This is a genomic window from Pseudomonas sp. 2822-15 (genome assembly GCF_002742515.1).
GTDB lineage: Bacteria > Pseudomonadota > Gammaproteobacteria > Pseudomonadales > Pseudomonadaceae > Aquipseudomonas > Aquipseudomonas salomonii.
In genome coordinates this window covers 300,507-315,047 of record NZ_LJRY01000156.1, presented here as the reverse complement: position 1 = coordinate 315,047, position 14,541 = coordinate 300,507, and the positions used below count along the sequence as shown (strand labels likewise).

The following is a 14,541-nucleotide window of genomic DNA, read 5'->3' as shown; positions in this document are numbered from 1 at the left end:
TCATGGCTAATCTGCGAATCGCGCTGGTGGCCGGTGAAGCTTCCGGCGATATTCTGGGCGCTGGCCTGATGCGGGCACTCAAGGCCCAGCATCCTGCAGTGGAGTTTATCGGTGTGGGCGGCCCGCTAATGCAGGCCGAAGGTCTGACCTCCTACTTTCCCATGGAGCGCCTGTCGGTCATGGGGCTGGTGGAGGTGCTGGGCCGCCTGCGTGAGTTGCTGGCGCGCCGCAAGCTGCTGATTCAAACCCTGATCGAAGAAAAGCCCGACGTCTTTATTGGCATCGATGCGCCGGACTTCACCCTCAATATCGAGCTCAAGTTGCGTCAGGCCGGCATCAAGACCGTGCATTACGTCAGCCCGTCCGTATGGGCGTGGCGGCAGAAGCGCGTGCTGAAGATCCGTGAGGGTTGCGACTTGATGCTGACCTTGCTGCCGTTCGAGGCCAGGTTTTACGAAGAGAAGGGCGTGCCGGTGCGGTTTGTCGGGCATACCTTGGCCGACACTATCCCACTGCAAGCTGATCGCGCCGCCGCGCGTGCCGAGCTGGGCTTGCCCGACGGTCCGCTGGTGGCATTGATGCCGGGCAGTCGGGGCGGTGAAGTCGGGCGTCTGGCCAGTGTGTTTTTCGAGGCTGCCGAACGCCTGCAAGCCTTGAAGCCAGGCGTGCGTTTCGTGTTGCCTTGCGCCAGCCCGCAACGGCGTGCACAAATCGAGACGTTGCTCGAAGGCCGCACTCTGCCGTTGACCTTGCTCGACGGCCAGTCGCATCTGGCACTTGCCGCTTGTGATGCGGTACTGATTGCCTCGGGCACCGCGACCCTGGAGGCGCTGCTGTACAAGCGCCCAATGGTGGTGGCTTATCGCCTGGCGCCGCTGACGTTCTGGATTCTCAAGCGCATGGTCAAGAGCCCTTACATCTCCTTGCCTAACCTGCTGGCCCAACGCCTGCTGGTGCCGGAGTTGTTGCAGGACGATGCGACGCCCGAAGCCCTGGCACAAACCCTACTACCCTTGATCGACGGCGGCGAAGAGCAGACCCGTGGTTTTGACGACATCCACCGCACCCTGCGGCGTGATGCATCGAACCAGGCGGCCGATGCCGTATTAACCTTGATCGGGCAAAAACAGGACGCTTTATGACCACGCAAATGGGCCTGGATTTCAGTCTGGTCGCACACGCCGACGCACTGGTCGCCGGTGTGGATGAAGTAGGGCGCGGCCCGTTGTGTGGCGCGGTGGTGACGGCGGCGGTGATCCTCGACCCAAATCGCCCGATCCTCGGTCTCAATGACTCGAAAAAACTCACCGAAGCACGCCGTGAAAAGCTCTACGACGAGATCTGCGAAAAAGCGTTGAGCTGGCACATCGCCCGGGCTGAAGTCGAAGAGATCGATGAGCTGAACATCCTTCACGCGACCATGCTGGCCATGCAGCGTGCCGTCGAAGGGCTGCACATCACGCCGAAAATGGCGATGATCGACGGCAACCGCTGCCCCAAACTGGCGATGCCTTCAGAAGCCGTGGTCAAGGGCGATAGCAAGGTTCCGGCGATTGCCGCCGCCTCGATCCTGGCCAAGGTCAGCCGCGACCGCGAAATGGCGGCGTTCGAATTGATCTATCCGGGTTATGGCATCGGTGGTCATAAAGGCTACCCGACGCCCGTTCATCTGGAAGCCTTGGCTCGCCTGGGCCCGACGCCGATCCACCGTCGCTCGTTCGCCCCGGTCCGCCAGGCTTACGAGGCGCGCGAGAGCCTGATCGGGGTTTAGTCGCGAGGCTGATGTTTTGCTCAAGGCCCGGTACAATCCCGGGCCTTGTTGTTTCTAAGTTTTTAGACAGGATCACTATGCCGGCTTCATTCGTTCACCTGCGCCTGCACACTGAATACTCCCTGGTCGACGGCCTGGTACGGATCAAACCGCTGGTCAAAACCCTAGTGGGCATGAACATGCCTGCGGTGGCGGTTACCGATCAAAACAACATGTGTTCCCTGGTCAAATTCTACAAAAACGCCATGGGCGCCGGCATCAAGCCGATCTGTGGCGTCGACCTGTGGCTGTCGAACAAAGACCCGGATAACCCACTGAGTCGCATCAGCCTGTTGGCGATGAATGGCGTGGGTTATCGCAACCTCACCGAATTGATCTCCCGCGGGTTTATCGACGGCCAGCGCAACGGCTCGATCATTATCGAGCGTGAATGGGTTGCCGAGGCGAGCGAGGGCGTGATCATGCTCTCGGCCGCCAAGGAAGGTGAGATCGGTATCGCGCTGCTGGGCGGCAACCCCCAGGAAGCCGAAGTGTTGGCTCGCGAGTGGATGGACGTCTTCCCCGATCGCTTCTACCTGGAAGTTCAGCGCACCAACCGCCCCAACGATGAAGAGCACCTGCACGCCGCGGTGGCCCTGGCCGACAAGCTGGGCGCGCCGCTGGTTGCGACCAACGATGTGCGCTTTATCAAGAAAGAAGATTTCGAGGCCCACGAAACCCGTGTGTGCATCGGCGAAGGCCGGGCCCTGGATGACCCGCGTCGCTCCAAGAACTACAGCGAAGAGCAGTACCTCAAAAGTGCCGATGAAATGGCCGAGCTGTTCAGCGACCTGCCTGAGGCGTTGGAAAACTCGGTCGAAATCGCCAAGCGCTGCAATATTGAAGTGAAGCTGGGCAAGCACTTCCTGCCCAACTTCCCGATTCCCGATGGCATGACCATCGACGAGTATTTCCGCAAGGTGTCGTTCGACGGCCTGGAAGAGCGCTTAAGCGTTCTGCTGCCCAAGGACACCACCGAAGACTATGAGGCCAAGCGCCAGGTCTACGTTGACCGGCTGAATTTCGAGCTGGATATCATTATCCAGATGGGGTTCCCCGGTTACTTCCTGATCGTGATGGACTTTATCCAGTGGGCCAAGAGCAACGGCGTGCCGGTAGGCCCAGGCCGGGGTTCGGGTGCCGGGTCGCTGGTGGCCTATGTGCAGAAGATCACCGACCTTGACCCGCTGGAATACGACCTGCTGTTCGAACGGTTCCTGAACCCGGAACGGGTTTCCATGCCCGACTTTGACGTCGACTTCTGCATGGACGGTCGCGACCGTGTGATCGAGTACGTGGCCGAGAAATACGGCCGCAACGCCGTGAGCCAGATCATCACCTTCGGTTCCATGGCGGCCAAGGCTGTAATCCGCGACGTAGCGCGGGTGCAGGGCAAGTCCTACGGCCTGGCTGACCGTCTGTCGAAGATGATTCCGTTTGAAGTCGGCATGACCCTTGAGAAGGCTTATGAGCAGGAAGAAATCCTGCGCGACTTTATCAAGGTCGATGAAGAAGCCGCCGAAATCTGGGACATGGCGCGCAAACTCGAAGGTGTGGTGCGTAACGTCGGTAAACACGCCGGCGGTGTGGTGATTGCGCCGACCAAGCTCACTGACTTTTCGCCGATTTATTGCGATGAAGAAGGCGATGGCCTGGTCACCCAGTTCGACAAGGATGATGTGGAGGCGGCCGGCCTGGTGAAGTTCGACTTCCTCGGCCTGCGAACCCTGACGATCATCGACTGGGCGCTCAAGACCATCAACCGCGAACGCGCCAAGGTCGACGAGGAGCCGCTGGACATCGCGTTTATTCCGCTGGATGACAAACCTACCTACCAGCTGCTGCAAAAAGCCGAAACCACCGCGGTGTTCCAGCTTGAGTCGCGCGGCATGAAAGAGCTGATCAAAAAGCTCAAGCCCGACTGCCTGGAAGACTTGATCGCACTGGTGGCCCTGTTCCGTCCTGGCCCGCTGCAATCGGGCATGGTGGACGACTTTATCAACCGTAAGCACGGCCGCGCCGAACTGGCGTATCCGCACTCCGATTACCAGTATGAAGGCCTCAAGCCGGTACTGGCACCGACCTACGGCATCATCCTGTATCAAGAACAGGTGATGCAGATTGCCCAGGTGATGGCGGGTTACACCCTCGGCGGCGCAGACATGCTGCGTCGCGCCATGGGTAAGAAAAAACCCGAGGAAATGGCCAAGCAGCGCGGTGGTTTCATTGAGGGTTGCGCCACCAACAATATCGACGCGGACCTGGCCGGTAACATTTTCGACCTGGTAGAGAAGTTCGCCGGTTACGGCTTCAACAAATCCCACTCTGCCGCCTACGGCCTGGTGTCGTACCAGACCGCGTGGCTGAAAGCCCACTACCCGGCGCCGTTCATGGCGGCGGTACTCTCGGCGGATATGCACAACACCGACAAGGTCGTGACCTTGATCGAGGAAGTGCGCACCATGAAGCTGCGCCTCGACGCGCCGGACGTGAACGCCTCGGAGTTCAAGTTCACGGTGAACGACGAAGGCCGCATCATCTATGGCCTGGGCGCCATCAAGGGCGTGGGCGAAGGCCCGGTCGAAGCGATCACCGAGGCGCGTCAGCACGGGCCGTTCGAGGATCTGTTCGACTTCTGCGCACGGGTCGACCTTAAGCGTATCAACAAGCGCACCCTCGATGGTTTGATCCGCAGTGGGGCACTTGACCGTCTCGGCCCGTATTTCCATGATGAGCCCAAGGCTTACCAGGCGAATATCGACCGCAACCGTGCGGTGCTGCTCACCGCCATGGAAGAAGCGATCAAAGCCGCCGAACAGACCGCCCGCACCCATGACAGTGGCCACGCCGACCTGTTTGGCGGGCTGTTTGTCGAAGAGGATGCCGATGTTTATGCCAACCATCGCAAGGCCAAGGAGCTGACCCTCAAGGAGCGTCTCAAAGGTGAGAAGGACACCCTGGGCCTGTACCTGACCGGTCACCCGATTGACGAGTACGAGGGTGAAATACGCCGTTTCGCCCGCCAGCGCATCATTGATCTGAAGCCGGCGCGCGATACCCAGACCGTCGCCGGCATGATCATCGCCCTGCGGGTGATGAAAAATAAGAAGGGCGACAAAATGGGTTTTATCACCCTTGATGACCGCTCGGGTCGCATCGAGGCGTCGCTGTTTGCCGATGCGTTCCACTCCGCGCAGTCGCTGCTGCAGACCGATGCCATGGTGGTGGTGGAAGGTGAGGTCAGCAACGATGACTTCTCCGGCGGCCTGCGCCTGCGGATCAAGCGGGTGATGAGCATGGAAGATGCGCGCACCAACCTGGCCGAAAGCCTGCGCCTGAAGGTCAAGACCGAGGCTCTCAAAGGCGATCAGCTACGCTGGTTGGGTGACCTGCTCAAACGTCACCGCGGCGCGTGCCCGGTGACCATGGAGTACACCGGCAACGACGCCAAGGCGATGTTGCAGTTTGGCGAGACGTGGCGAATTGATCCCGCTGATGGCTTGATTCAAGCTTTGCGTGACCAGTTCGGGCGAGACAACGTCTTCCTCCAATACCGCTGACGGTCAGATAAGTCTGATCTCGGCTGAACATTTAATCTCGACCTAAACGCGCCTCTCCCTTAAGGTAGGGCGCGAATAGACAACCGGCTGGCCAGGCACTCCCTGGCCGTCGACCCAAGACGGACGCTTATGAACCCGAATTTTCTTGATTTCGAACAGCCGATCGCTGACCTGCAAGCCAAGATTGAAGAACTGCGCCTGGTCGGCAATGACAATTCGCTGAATATCGGCGATGAGATCGCTCGCCTGCAAGACAAGAGCAGCTCGCTCACCGAAGACATCTTCGGCAAGCTGACCAGCTGGCAGATCGCGCGCCTGGCCCGCCACCCGCGCCGTCCGTACACCCTGGACTACATTCAGCACATTTTCACCGAGTTCGACGAGCTGCATGGTGATCGCCACTTCTCTGACGACGCAGCCATCGTGGGCGGTATCGCTCGCCTGGACGACCAGCCAGTGATGGTGATCGGTCACCAGAAAGGCCGTGAAGTGCGTGAAAAGGTGCGTCGCAACTTCGGCATGCCGCGCCCGGAAGGCTACCGCAAGGCCTGCCGCCTGATGGAAATGGCCGAACGCTTCAAGATGCCGATCCTGACCTTCATCGACACCCCGGGTGCCTACCCAGGTATCGACGCCGAAGAGCGCAACCAGAGCGAAGCGATTGCCTGGAACCTGCGTGTGATGTCCCGCTTGAAAACCCCGATCATCGCCACCGTGATTGGTGAAGGTGGTTCCGGCGGTGCGTTGGCCATTGGCGTCTGCGACCAACTGAACATGCTGCAATATTCGACCTACGCGGTGATTTCGCCGGAAGGTTGCGCCTCGATTCTGTGGAAAACCGCCGAAAAAGCCCCGGACGCTGCCGAAGCCATGGGCATCACCGCCGATCGCCTCAAAGGCCTGGGCATCGTGGATAAGGTTATCGCCGAGCCATTGGGCGGCGCCCATCGCGACCCGGCTGCCGCTGCTGCGACTATCCGTGCCGAGCTGGGTTCGCAACTGGCGATGCTCAAGAAGCTGGACAATGAAGCGCTGCTCAAGCGTCGTTATGAGCGCCTGATGAGCTACGGCCTCTAAGTCGACGCAGTACCCAATGTGGGAGCTGGCTTATGTGGGAGCTGGCTTGCCTGCGATAGCATCAACTCGGTGTAACAGATAAACCGAGTTGTCTGCATCGCGGGCAAGCCCGGCTCCCACACAAGCCCGCTCCCACATTTGCGTTGTGTATGCTGGGTTATCGCTCTCCAGATTGATGGCGTACTTTGCTATGAAGCCCACCCTGACCGCCAAACTCCTGCAAAACCTCGCCCCTTGGCGCAACGCCCCCGCCTGGCATGTCGCCTTTTCTGGCGGCCTTGATTCCACCGTCCTGCTGCACCTCCTGGCCTCCCTGGCAAACACCGAAACCCTGCCGCCCCTCAGCGCAATCCATGTTCACCATGGCCTGCAAGCGGCCGCCGATGCCTGGCCAGGTCATTGCCAAGCCGTCTGTGACGAGCTGGGCGTGCCTTTGCAGGTGATGCGCGTGCAGGTCCAGTCGGGTGCCAGCCTTGAACGTGCAGCGCGTGATGCGCGCTACCGGGCGTTTACCGAAGTGACCGGGGCAGGGCAGGTGCTGCTCACCGGCCAGCATCGTGACGACCAAGCCGAAACCCTGCTGTTTCGCCTGTTGCGCGGCGCGGGGGTGCGGGGCTTGGCGGCTATGCCGGTGCATCGCCCATTGGCGGGGGCGCACTTGGCTGACGGACACTTGGTACGGCCGTTGCTGGATGTCTCACGCGCCGAGCTGCAAGCCTATGCGCAGCAGCATCAGTTGCAGTGGATCGAAGACCCTTCCAACGCCGATTCCCGGTTTGCACGCAATTACCTGCGCCATCGTGTGTTCCCGCTGCTGACCGAGCGCTGGCCCCAAGCCGTCGCCAGCCTGGCCCGTACTGCCGAGCACTTGAGCGAAGCCCAGGCCTTGCTCGACGAATTGGCCGTCATTGACCTGCAAGCCGCCGACCCACCTTCGCCGTTTCCCTGGCTGGCTTTGCCGTCATTGGCCCTCGCGCCCTTGCGCGGGCTTTCCGACGCCCGCCAGCGCAATGCCCTGCGCCATTGGCTGACGCCGCTGACGCGTTTACCCGACAGCGACCACTGGGCCGGTTGGTATGCCTTGCGGGATGCCAAGGGTGATGCGCAACCGCTGTGGCGCCTGGCCGATGGTCAGTTGCACCGCAGCGGCGAGCGCGTGTGGTGGTTGCCTTCCACCTACTCAGAGTTTTCCGACACTCCGGTGAGCTGGCCCCATCCGCAAAACCCACTAGAGTTACCGGGTAATGGTCAGCTTGAGTTTATCGGAGACGCGCCCGCAGGCCCGTTGGTGATTCGTTATCGCCAAGGCGGCGAAATCATCGATGTACCTGGCCGAGGCCGGCGGGACTTGAAGCGCCTGCTGAATGAAAGCGGCTTGCCAGGTTTCATCCGTGGCAGATTGCCGCTGCTCTATCAGGGCGAGCAATTGCTGGCTGTCCCAACCCTTGCGGGACTATGGGCCTGCTCGGCTGGCAAGTGGCGATTACATTGGATGCCACAGAGGTGCGATCAAGGTTTGAGCTGATAGAGGCTTTCCGGTAGACTACGCTCCCTTCTTGATACAACTTCTGTGGATTCAGCTGAATCGCAGCAGTTGCCGATTACCAAGCAGTCTTTGCTGGGCGATTCCAAAAAATGTGTAGCGATCAACGTACCGGTGTTTCATTGCTGGTCTGTCACCACGCGGCGGTTTTTTTGAAAGGTGCACTGTGATTAATGCAGGTGATCGGGGGCTTCGGCCTTCCTTCGCTTTCCCCGGCGGCTCGGACCGCTTTAACGCAGACTTCTAGGGTTTTTCATGACGCGCTACATATTCGTCACGGGCGGTGTTGTTTCTTCATTGGGGAAAGGCATTGCCTCCGCTTCATTGGCGGCCATCCTGGAGGCGCGGGGACTTAAGGTCACCATGCTCAAGCTGGACCCGTACATCAACGTTGACCCGGGCACCATGAGCCCGTTCCAGCACGGTGAAGTGTTCGTCACCCACGACGGCGCCGAAACTGACCTGGACCTGGGCCACTACGAGCGGTTCATCCGCACGACCATGACCCAGAACAACAACTTCACCACCGGCCGTGTCTACGAGCACGTGCTGCGCAAAGAGCGTCGTGGTGACTACCTGGGTGCAACCATCCAGGTGATCCCGCACATCACCGACGAAATCAAGCGCCGCATCATCAAGGGTGCAGGCGATGCCGACGTGGCAATGGTCGAGATTGGTGGCACCGTAGGTGACATCGAATCCCAACCGTTCCTCGAAGCCATCCGCCAACTGCGTTTCGAAATCGGCGCCAAGCGCGCGATGCTGATGCACCTTACCCTGGTGCCGTACATCGCCACCGCCGGCGAGACCAAAACCAAGCCGACCCAGCATTCCGTCAAGGAACTGCGTTCCATCGGCCTGCAGCCGGACGTATTGATCTGTCGCTCCGATCACCCGATCGACATTTCCTCGCGTCGCAAGATCGCGCAATTCACCAACGTTGAAGAACGTGCGGTGATTGGCCTGGAAGACGCCGACACCATCTACAAGATCCCGGGCATCCTGCATGCGCAAGGCCTGGATGATTTTGTGGTCGAGCGCTTCGGCCTGCAGTGCGGCAGTGCCGACCTCTCCGAATGGGAAGCGGTCGTCGACGCCAAGCTCAACCCTGAGCACGAAGTCACCATCGCCATGGTCGGCAAGTACATGGAACTGCTGGACGCGTACAAGTCGTTGATCGAAGCGATGAGCCACGCCGGTATCAGCAACCGTACCAAGGTCAACCTGCGCTACATCGACTCCGAAGACATCGAGAACCAGGGCACTGCGCTGCTCGAAGGTGTTGACGCGATCCTCGTACCCGGCGGTTTCGGCCTGCGTGGCGTGGAAGGCAAGATCACTGCCGTTCAATACGCCCGTGAAAACAAAGTGCCATACCTGGGTATCTGCCTGGGCATGCAAGTGGCCGTTATCGAGTTCGCCCGTAACGTGCTGGGCTGGAAAGACGCCAACTCCACCGAGTTCGATCACACCAGCGGCCACCCGGTCGTGGGCCTGATCACCGAGTGGGAAGACGCCACCGGCGCCGTTGAAACCCGCACCGAAACCTCCGACCTGGGCGGCACCATGCGCCTTGGCGCGCAGGACTGCCTGCTGGAGCCGGGTTCGCTGGTTCACGACTGCTACGGCAAGGACGTGATCGTCGAGCGTCACCGTCACCGCTACGAAGTGAACAACAACCTGCTGCCGCAGATCAAAGAAGCCGGCCTGAAAATCTCCGGTCGCTCCGGTGATGGCAAGCTGGTTGAGGTGGTCGAGGCACCGGATCATCCGTGGTTCGTGGCATGCCAGTTCCACCCTGAATTCACCTCGACCCCGCGCGACGGTCACCCGTTGTTCAGCGGTTTCGTTAAAGCAGCACTGACGCAACATCAGAAGAAGGCGTAAACCTGATGGCCCAGAAGATCATTCGCGTAGGCGACATCGAGATTGCCAACGACAAGCCCATGGTGCTGTTCGGCGGCATGAACGTGCTGGAAAGCCGTGACATGGCGATGCAGGTCTGTGAAGCGTACGTAAAAGTGACCGAGAAGCTCGGTATCCCTTACGTATTCAAGGCCAGCTTCGACAAGGCCAACCGCTCGTCCGTGACCTCCTATCGTGGGCCCGGCCTCGAAGAAGGCATGCGGATCTTCCAGGACATCAAGCAAGCCTTCGGCGTGCCGATCATCACCGACGTCCACGAGCCTGAACAGGCTGCCGTGGTCGCCGAGGTGTGCGACATCATTCAGTTGCCGGCCTTCCTGTCGCGCCAGACCGATCTGGTCGTGGCGATGGCCAAGACCGGCGCTGTGATCAATATCAAGAAAGCCCAGTTTCTCGCGCCCCAGGAAATGAAACACATCCTGAACAAGTGCGTGGAAGCGGGTAACGACCAGTTGATCCTCTGCGAGCGCGGTTCGAGCTTCGGCTACAACAACCTCGTGGTGGACATGCTCGGTTTCGGCATCATGAAACAGTTCGAATACCCGGTGTTCTTCGACGTGACCCACGCGCTGCAAATGCCCGGTGGTCGCGCCGATTCCGCTGGCGGGCGACGTGCCCAGGTGCTGGACCTGGCCAAGGCGGGCATCAGCCAGTCGCTGGCGGGCCTGTTCCTGGAAGCTCACCCGGACCCGGACAACGCCAAGTGCGACGGCCCTTGCGCCCTGCGCCTGGACAAGCTGGAGCCGTTTTTGGCCCAGTTGAAGCAGTTGGACGAACTGGTCAAGAGTTTTCCGACGGTAGAGACCGCGTAAGCCGCGTTTCTCCGGTAAAGTATCCCACGCTAAACGCTCAGGCCTGCGGGCCTGAGCCTTGTCGCCTGCAAGCCTGCCCTGTTGTTCCACCCTTGCGGTCGGTCAAAAGATTTCCTACAGCTGCGTCGTTTTCGTCAACTTTGGAGTGTTTACAACAATGGCAAAAATCGTCGACATCAAAGGTCGTGAAGTTCTCGACTCCCGTGGCAACCCCACCGTCGAAGCCGACGTGCTTCTCGATAACGGCATCATCGGCAGCGCCTGCGCGCCGTCCGGTGCGTCTACCGGTTCGCGCGAAGCGCTGGAACTGCGTGATGGCGACAAGAGCCGTTACCTGGGCAAAGGTGTACTCAAAGCTGTAGCCAACATCAACGGCCCGATCCGTGACCTGTTGCTGGGCAAAGACCCGCTGGACCAGAAAGCCCTGGACCACGCGATGATCAAGCTCGACGGCACCGAAAACAAAGGCAGCCTGGGCGCCAACGCCATCCTCGCCGTGTCCCTGGCCGCTGCCAAGGCTGCTGCACAGGACCAGGACCTGCCGCTGTACGCGCACATCGCCAACCTGAACGGCACCCCGGGTGTTTACTCGATGCCGGTGCCGATGATGAACATCATCAACGGTGGTGAGCACGCCGATAACAACGTCGACATCCAGGAATTCATGGTGCAGCCGGTGGGCGCCAAGACCTTCTCCGAAGGCCTGCGCATGGGTACCGAGATTTTCCATCACCTCAAGGCTGTGCTGAAGGCCCGTGGCCTGAGCACTGCGGTCGGTGACGAAGGTGGTTTCGCGCCGAACCTGGCGTCCAACGAAGATGCACTCAAAGTCATCTCCGAAGCCGTGGCCAATGCCGGCTACAAGCTGGGCACCGACGTGACCCTGGCCCTGGACTGCGCGGCCAGCGAATTCTACGAAGACGGCAAATACAACCTGTCCGGCGAAGGCCACGTGTTCACATCGGAAGGTTTTGCCGACTACCTCAAAGGCCTGACCGAGCGCTACCCGATCATCTCGATCGAAGACGGCCTGGACGAGTCCGACTGGGATGGCTGGAAAGTCCTTACCGACAAGATCGGCGAGAAAATCCAGCTGGTGGGCGACGACCTGTTCGTCACCAACACCAAGATCCTGAAAGAAGGCATCGACAAAAAGATCGCCAACTCGATCCTGATCAAGTTCAACCAGATCGGCACCCTGACCGAAACCCTGGAAGCCATCCAGATGGCCAAGGCTGCGGGCTACACTGCCGTGATCTCGCACCGCTCCGGCGAAACCGAAGACTCGACCATTGCCGACCTGGCTGTGGGCACCTCGGCAGGCCAGATCAAGACCGGTTCGCTGTGCCGTTCCGACCGCGTGTCCAAGTACAACCAATTGCTGCGTATCGAAGAGCAACTGGCAGGTAAGGCCAAGTACAACGGTCGCAGCGAGTTTCGCGGCTGATTGTTAAGTGGTAAAAGTCTAAGGATTGTGTCGGAAAGTTCACGACAGTGTGTATTTCGGCGCTAATCTGACGGCTATCAAGCACAAGCCTGGGTCTTCCAGGCTTCGTGCTATCAGTTGCTGTAAAAGTTTTACATGGCTGTCTTTTTTTACTGGATACCCGGATTTCGATGCGCAGTCCCAATTGGTTGTTCCTCGTCTTGCTCTTGTTGCTGGCTGGCCTGCAATACCGCCTATGGGTGGGTAATGGCAGCTTTGCGCAGGTAAAAGAGTTGACCCAGCAGATTGCCGACCAGCATGCCGAAAACGAACGTCTGCTGGAGCGCAACCGCGTCCTCGATGCCGAAGTGCTTGAGCTGAAAAAAGGTACGGAGACCGTTGAAGAGCGGGCTCGCCATGAGTTGGGCATGGTCAAGGAGGGCGAAACCCTCTACCAGTTGGCCCAATGATTGAGTCTTTACCGGCCTTCTGGGCCGTGATTCCTGCCGCGGGCGTGGGTGCCCGTATGGCTGCGGACCGTCCCAAGCAGTATCTGCAACTGGACGGACGCACTATTCTGGAACACAGCCTTGGCTGTTTTCTCGACCATCCAGGCCTCAAGGGGCTGGTGGTCAGTCTTGCTGTTGATGATCCTTACTGGCCAAACCTGCCGTGTGCCAACGACCCACGCATCGTGCGTGCGGACGGCGGCGACGAGCGCTCGGGCTCGGTGCTCAATGCGTTGTTGCAACTCAACGCCCTGGGCGCCAGTGATGATGACTGGGTGCTGGTGCATGACGCAGCGCGGCCGAACCTGAGCCGGGATGACCTCGACAAACTCCTGGCTGAACTGGCCGATGATCCCGTTGGTGGCCTGCTGGCCGTGCCGGCTCGCGACACGCTCAAACGCGTCGACAAGCATGGCCGTGTGGTCGAAACCGTCGACCGCAGCCTGATCTGGCAGGCGTATACGCCGCAGATGTTCCGTTTGGGCGCGTTGCACCGTGCCTTGGCTGACAGCCTGGTGGCCGATGCGGTGATCACCGATGAAGCCTCGGCCATGGAATGGTCCGGTCAAGCACCGCGCCTGATCGAGGGGCGATCGGACAACATCAAGGTGACCCGGCCGGAAGATCTTGAATGGCTCAGGTTGCGGTGGGCTAACCGCAGGTAGTCAGTTAAACCGTGTCGACTTCATCGCAGGCAAGCCAGCCCCCACCTTTGAAGTGCATTCCCTTGTGGGAGGCCAGCCAGCTCCACCTTTGAAGTGCATTCCCCTGTGGGAGGCAAGCCAGCTCCCACCTTTGAAATGTATTCCCCTGTGGGAGGCAAGCCAGCTCCACCTTTGAAATGCATTCCCTTGTGGGAGCCGGGCTTGCCCGCGATGAGGCCGGTACAGGCGCCGAATAATCAGCCACAGTACTCCGGCCTTTCAGCCAATCCTGCCTTCAAAAAGTCCACCAGCTTCCTGACCTTCGGCGACAAATGCCGCTGCTGCGGATACAACGCCCACACGGCCGTATTCGGCGGCTGATGCGCCTCCAGCAATGACACCAGCGCGCCACTGTGCAAATGTTCCAGCACGTAATAATCCGGCAGTTGGCACAACCCAACCCCTTGCAGCGCCGCGTCCAGTACCGCCTGCCCACTGTTGCAGCGCCAGTTTCCCTGCACCCGTTGGGAAAATTCCCGCCCATCCTGAGCCAGTTGCCAGATATCCGAGCTGCCGATCAGGCAGTTATGCCGACTCAATTCCGACAAACTATGTGGCCGGCCATACCGCGCCAGGTAGGACGGCGACGCGCACAGGTACATGCGCCGAGGCGCCAGGCGGCTGGCGACCATGCGTGAGTCTTGCAAGCGCCCCAGGCGAATCGCCAGGTCCAGCCCCTCGTGCACCAGGTCCAACTGGCGATTACTCAATTCGATGTCCACGCGCAGCTGCGGATACAGCCCCATGAACCGCGTAACCAATGGCACGATAAAGCGCTCGCCATACGCCACCGCACAGGTCATGCGCAACATACCTTTTGGCTCGCTGGTGAGGTCGCCCACCGCGCGCAAGGCTTCTTCACGACCATCCTGCAAGCGCTGGCAATGTTGCAGAAAGGTCTGGCCGGCTTCGGTCAGGGTTACCTTGCGCGTACTGCGGTAGAGCAAGCGCGTTTGCAGCCGTTCTTCCAGGCGCGCCACCTGCCGGCTGATATGCGATGAAGAAACCCCAAGCCGCTCGGCCGCCGCCGTGAACTGGCTGCACTCGGCCACAGCAACGAACTCATCGATGCCTTCCCAGCGGTTTTCCAGCATGTTGATTATCCCTGTATGGCAATAATGTTTTGCTTTTGCCTGGATTATTCATCACTGAGCCATGTTTTACACTCACTGCC

Annotated in this window: 11 protein-coding genes; 10 read left to right on the top strand and 1 reads right to left on the bottom strand. The window is 59.9% G+C overall.

Annotated elements, in window-relative coordinates:
- The first annotated feature begins 2 nt into the window (after window positions 1-2).
- The 10 genes from lpxB (at window position 3) to ispD (ending at window position 13,328) form a co-directional block, all read left to right on the top strand.
- On the top strand, window positions 3-1,142 hold the full coding sequence (gene lpxB / locus AOA59_RS03160) for a lipid-A-disaccharide synthase (RefSeq protein ID WP_056857530.1): 1,140 nt from the start codon (window positions 3-5) through the stop codon (window positions 1,140-1,142).
- A complete protein-coding gene (gene rnhB / locus AOA59_RS03155; RefSeq protein ID WP_065928980.1) occupies window positions 1,139-1,771 on the top strand; it encodes a ribonuclease HII in 633 nt (210 codons plus the stop codon). Before lpxB ends, rnhB begins: the two co-directional genes overlap by 4 nt.
- A gap of 77 nt (window positions 1,772-1,848) precedes the next feature.
- Entirely contained in the window at window positions 1,849-5,370 is a 3,522-nt protein-coding gene (gene dnaE, locus AOA59_RS03150) for a DNA polymerase III subunit alpha (RefSeq protein ID WP_065928981.1), read from the top strand.
- A gap of 129 nt (window positions 5,371-5,499) precedes the next feature.
- A complete protein-coding gene (locus AOA59_RS03145) occupies window positions 5,500-6,447 on the top strand; it encodes an acetyl-CoA carboxylase carboxyltransferase subunit alpha (RefSeq protein ID WP_065928982.1) in 948 nt (315 codons plus the stop codon).
- 190 nt (window positions 6,448-6,637) lie between these two features.
- Window positions 6,638-7,972: a tRNA lysidine(34) synthetase TilS gene (tilS, locus tag AOA59_RS03140; RefSeq protein WP_099485894.1), complete on the top strand. Its 1,335-nt coding sequence runs from the start codon at window positions 6,638-6,640 to the stop codon at window positions 7,970-7,972.
- A gap of 273 nt (window positions 7,973-8,245) precedes the next feature.
- On the top strand, window positions 8,246-9,877 hold the full coding sequence (locus tag AOA59_RS03135) for a CTP synthase (RefSeq protein ID WP_056857526.1): 1,632 nt from the start codon (window positions 8,246-8,248) through the stop codon (window positions 9,875-9,877).
- A gap of 5 nt (window positions 9,878-9,882) precedes the next feature.
- Complete coding sequence (gene kdsA / locus AOA59_RS03130) at window positions 9,883-10,728, top strand: 3-deoxy-8-phosphooctulonate synthase (RefSeq protein WP_065928984.1); 846 nt, start codon at window positions 9,883-9,885, stop codon at window positions 10,726-10,728.
- 157 nt (window positions 10,729-10,885) lie between these two features.
- Complete coding sequence (eno, locus tag AOA59_RS03125; protein WP_065928985.1) at window positions 10,886-12,175, top strand: phosphopyruvate hydratase; 1,290 nt, start codon at window positions 10,886-10,888, stop codon at window positions 12,173-12,175.
- Between the two features lie 170 nt (window positions 12,176-12,345).
- Entirely contained in the window at window positions 12,346-12,624 is a 279-nt protein-coding gene (gene ftsB, locus AOA59_RS03120) for a cell division protein FtsB (RefSeq protein ID WP_017137157.1), read from the top strand.
- Window positions 12,621-13,328 (top strand): 2-C-methyl-D-erythritol 4-phosphate cytidylyltransferase, encoded by a 708-nt coding sequence (gene ispD, locus AOA59_RS03115; protein WP_099485893.1) that lies wholly within the window; start codon window positions 12,621-12,623, stop codon window positions 13,326-13,328. Before ftsB ends, ispD begins: the two co-directional genes overlap by 4 nt.
- Before the next feature lie 236 nt (window positions 13,329-13,564).
- Here the strand turns inward: ispD and AOA59_RS03110 are convergent, their stop codons facing one another.
- Window positions 13,565-14,461, bottom strand: a complete 897-nt coding sequence (locus tag AOA59_RS03110) for a LysR substrate-binding domain-containing protein (protein ID WP_058421678.1) — start codon at window positions 14,459-14,461, stop codon at window positions 13,565-13,567.
- Window positions 14,462-14,541 lie beyond the last annotated feature (80 nt).

Coding starts and splice junctions, on each gene's coding strand:
- kdsA (WP_065928984.1), top strand. CDS start 9,883: ATGGCCCAGAAGATCATTCGCGTAGGCGACATCGAGATTGCCAACGAC.
- AOA59_RS03135 (WP_056857526.1), top strand. CDS start 8,246: ATGACGCGCTACATATTCGTCACGGGCGGTGTTGTTTCTTCATTGGGG.
- ispD (WP_099485893.1), top strand. CDS start 12,621: ATGATTGAGTCTTTACCGGCCTTCTGGGCCGTGATTCCTGCCGCGGGC.
- tilS (WP_099485894.1), top strand. CDS start 6,638: ATGAAGCCCACCCTGACCGCCAAACTCCTGCAAAACCTCGCCCCTTGG.
- ftsB (WP_017137157.1), top strand. CDS start 12,346: ATGCGCAGTCCCAATTGGTTGTTCCTCGTCTTGCTCTTGTTGCTGGCT.
- AOA59_RS03110 (WP_058421678.1), bottom strand. CDS start 14,461: ATGCTGGAAAACCGCTGGGAAGGCATCGATGAGTTCGTTGCTGTGGCC.
- eno (WP_065928985.1), top strand. CDS start 10,886: ATGGCAAAAATCGTCGACATCAAAGGTCGTGAAGTTCTCGACTCCCGT.
- lpxB (WP_056857530.1), top strand. CDS start 3: ATGGCTAATCTGCGAATCGCGCTGGTGGCCGGTGAAGCTTCCGGCGAT.
- AOA59_RS03145 (WP_065928982.1), top strand. CDS start 5,500: ATGAACCCGAATTTTCTTGATTTCGAACAGCCGATCGCTGACCTGCAA.
- dnaE (WP_065928981.1), top strand. CDS start 1,849: ATGCCGGCTTCATTCGTTCACCTGCGCCTGCACACTGAATACTCCCTG.
- rnhB (WP_065928980.1), top strand. CDS start 1,139: ATGACCACGCAAATGGGCCTGGATTTCAGTCTGGTCGCACACGCCGAC.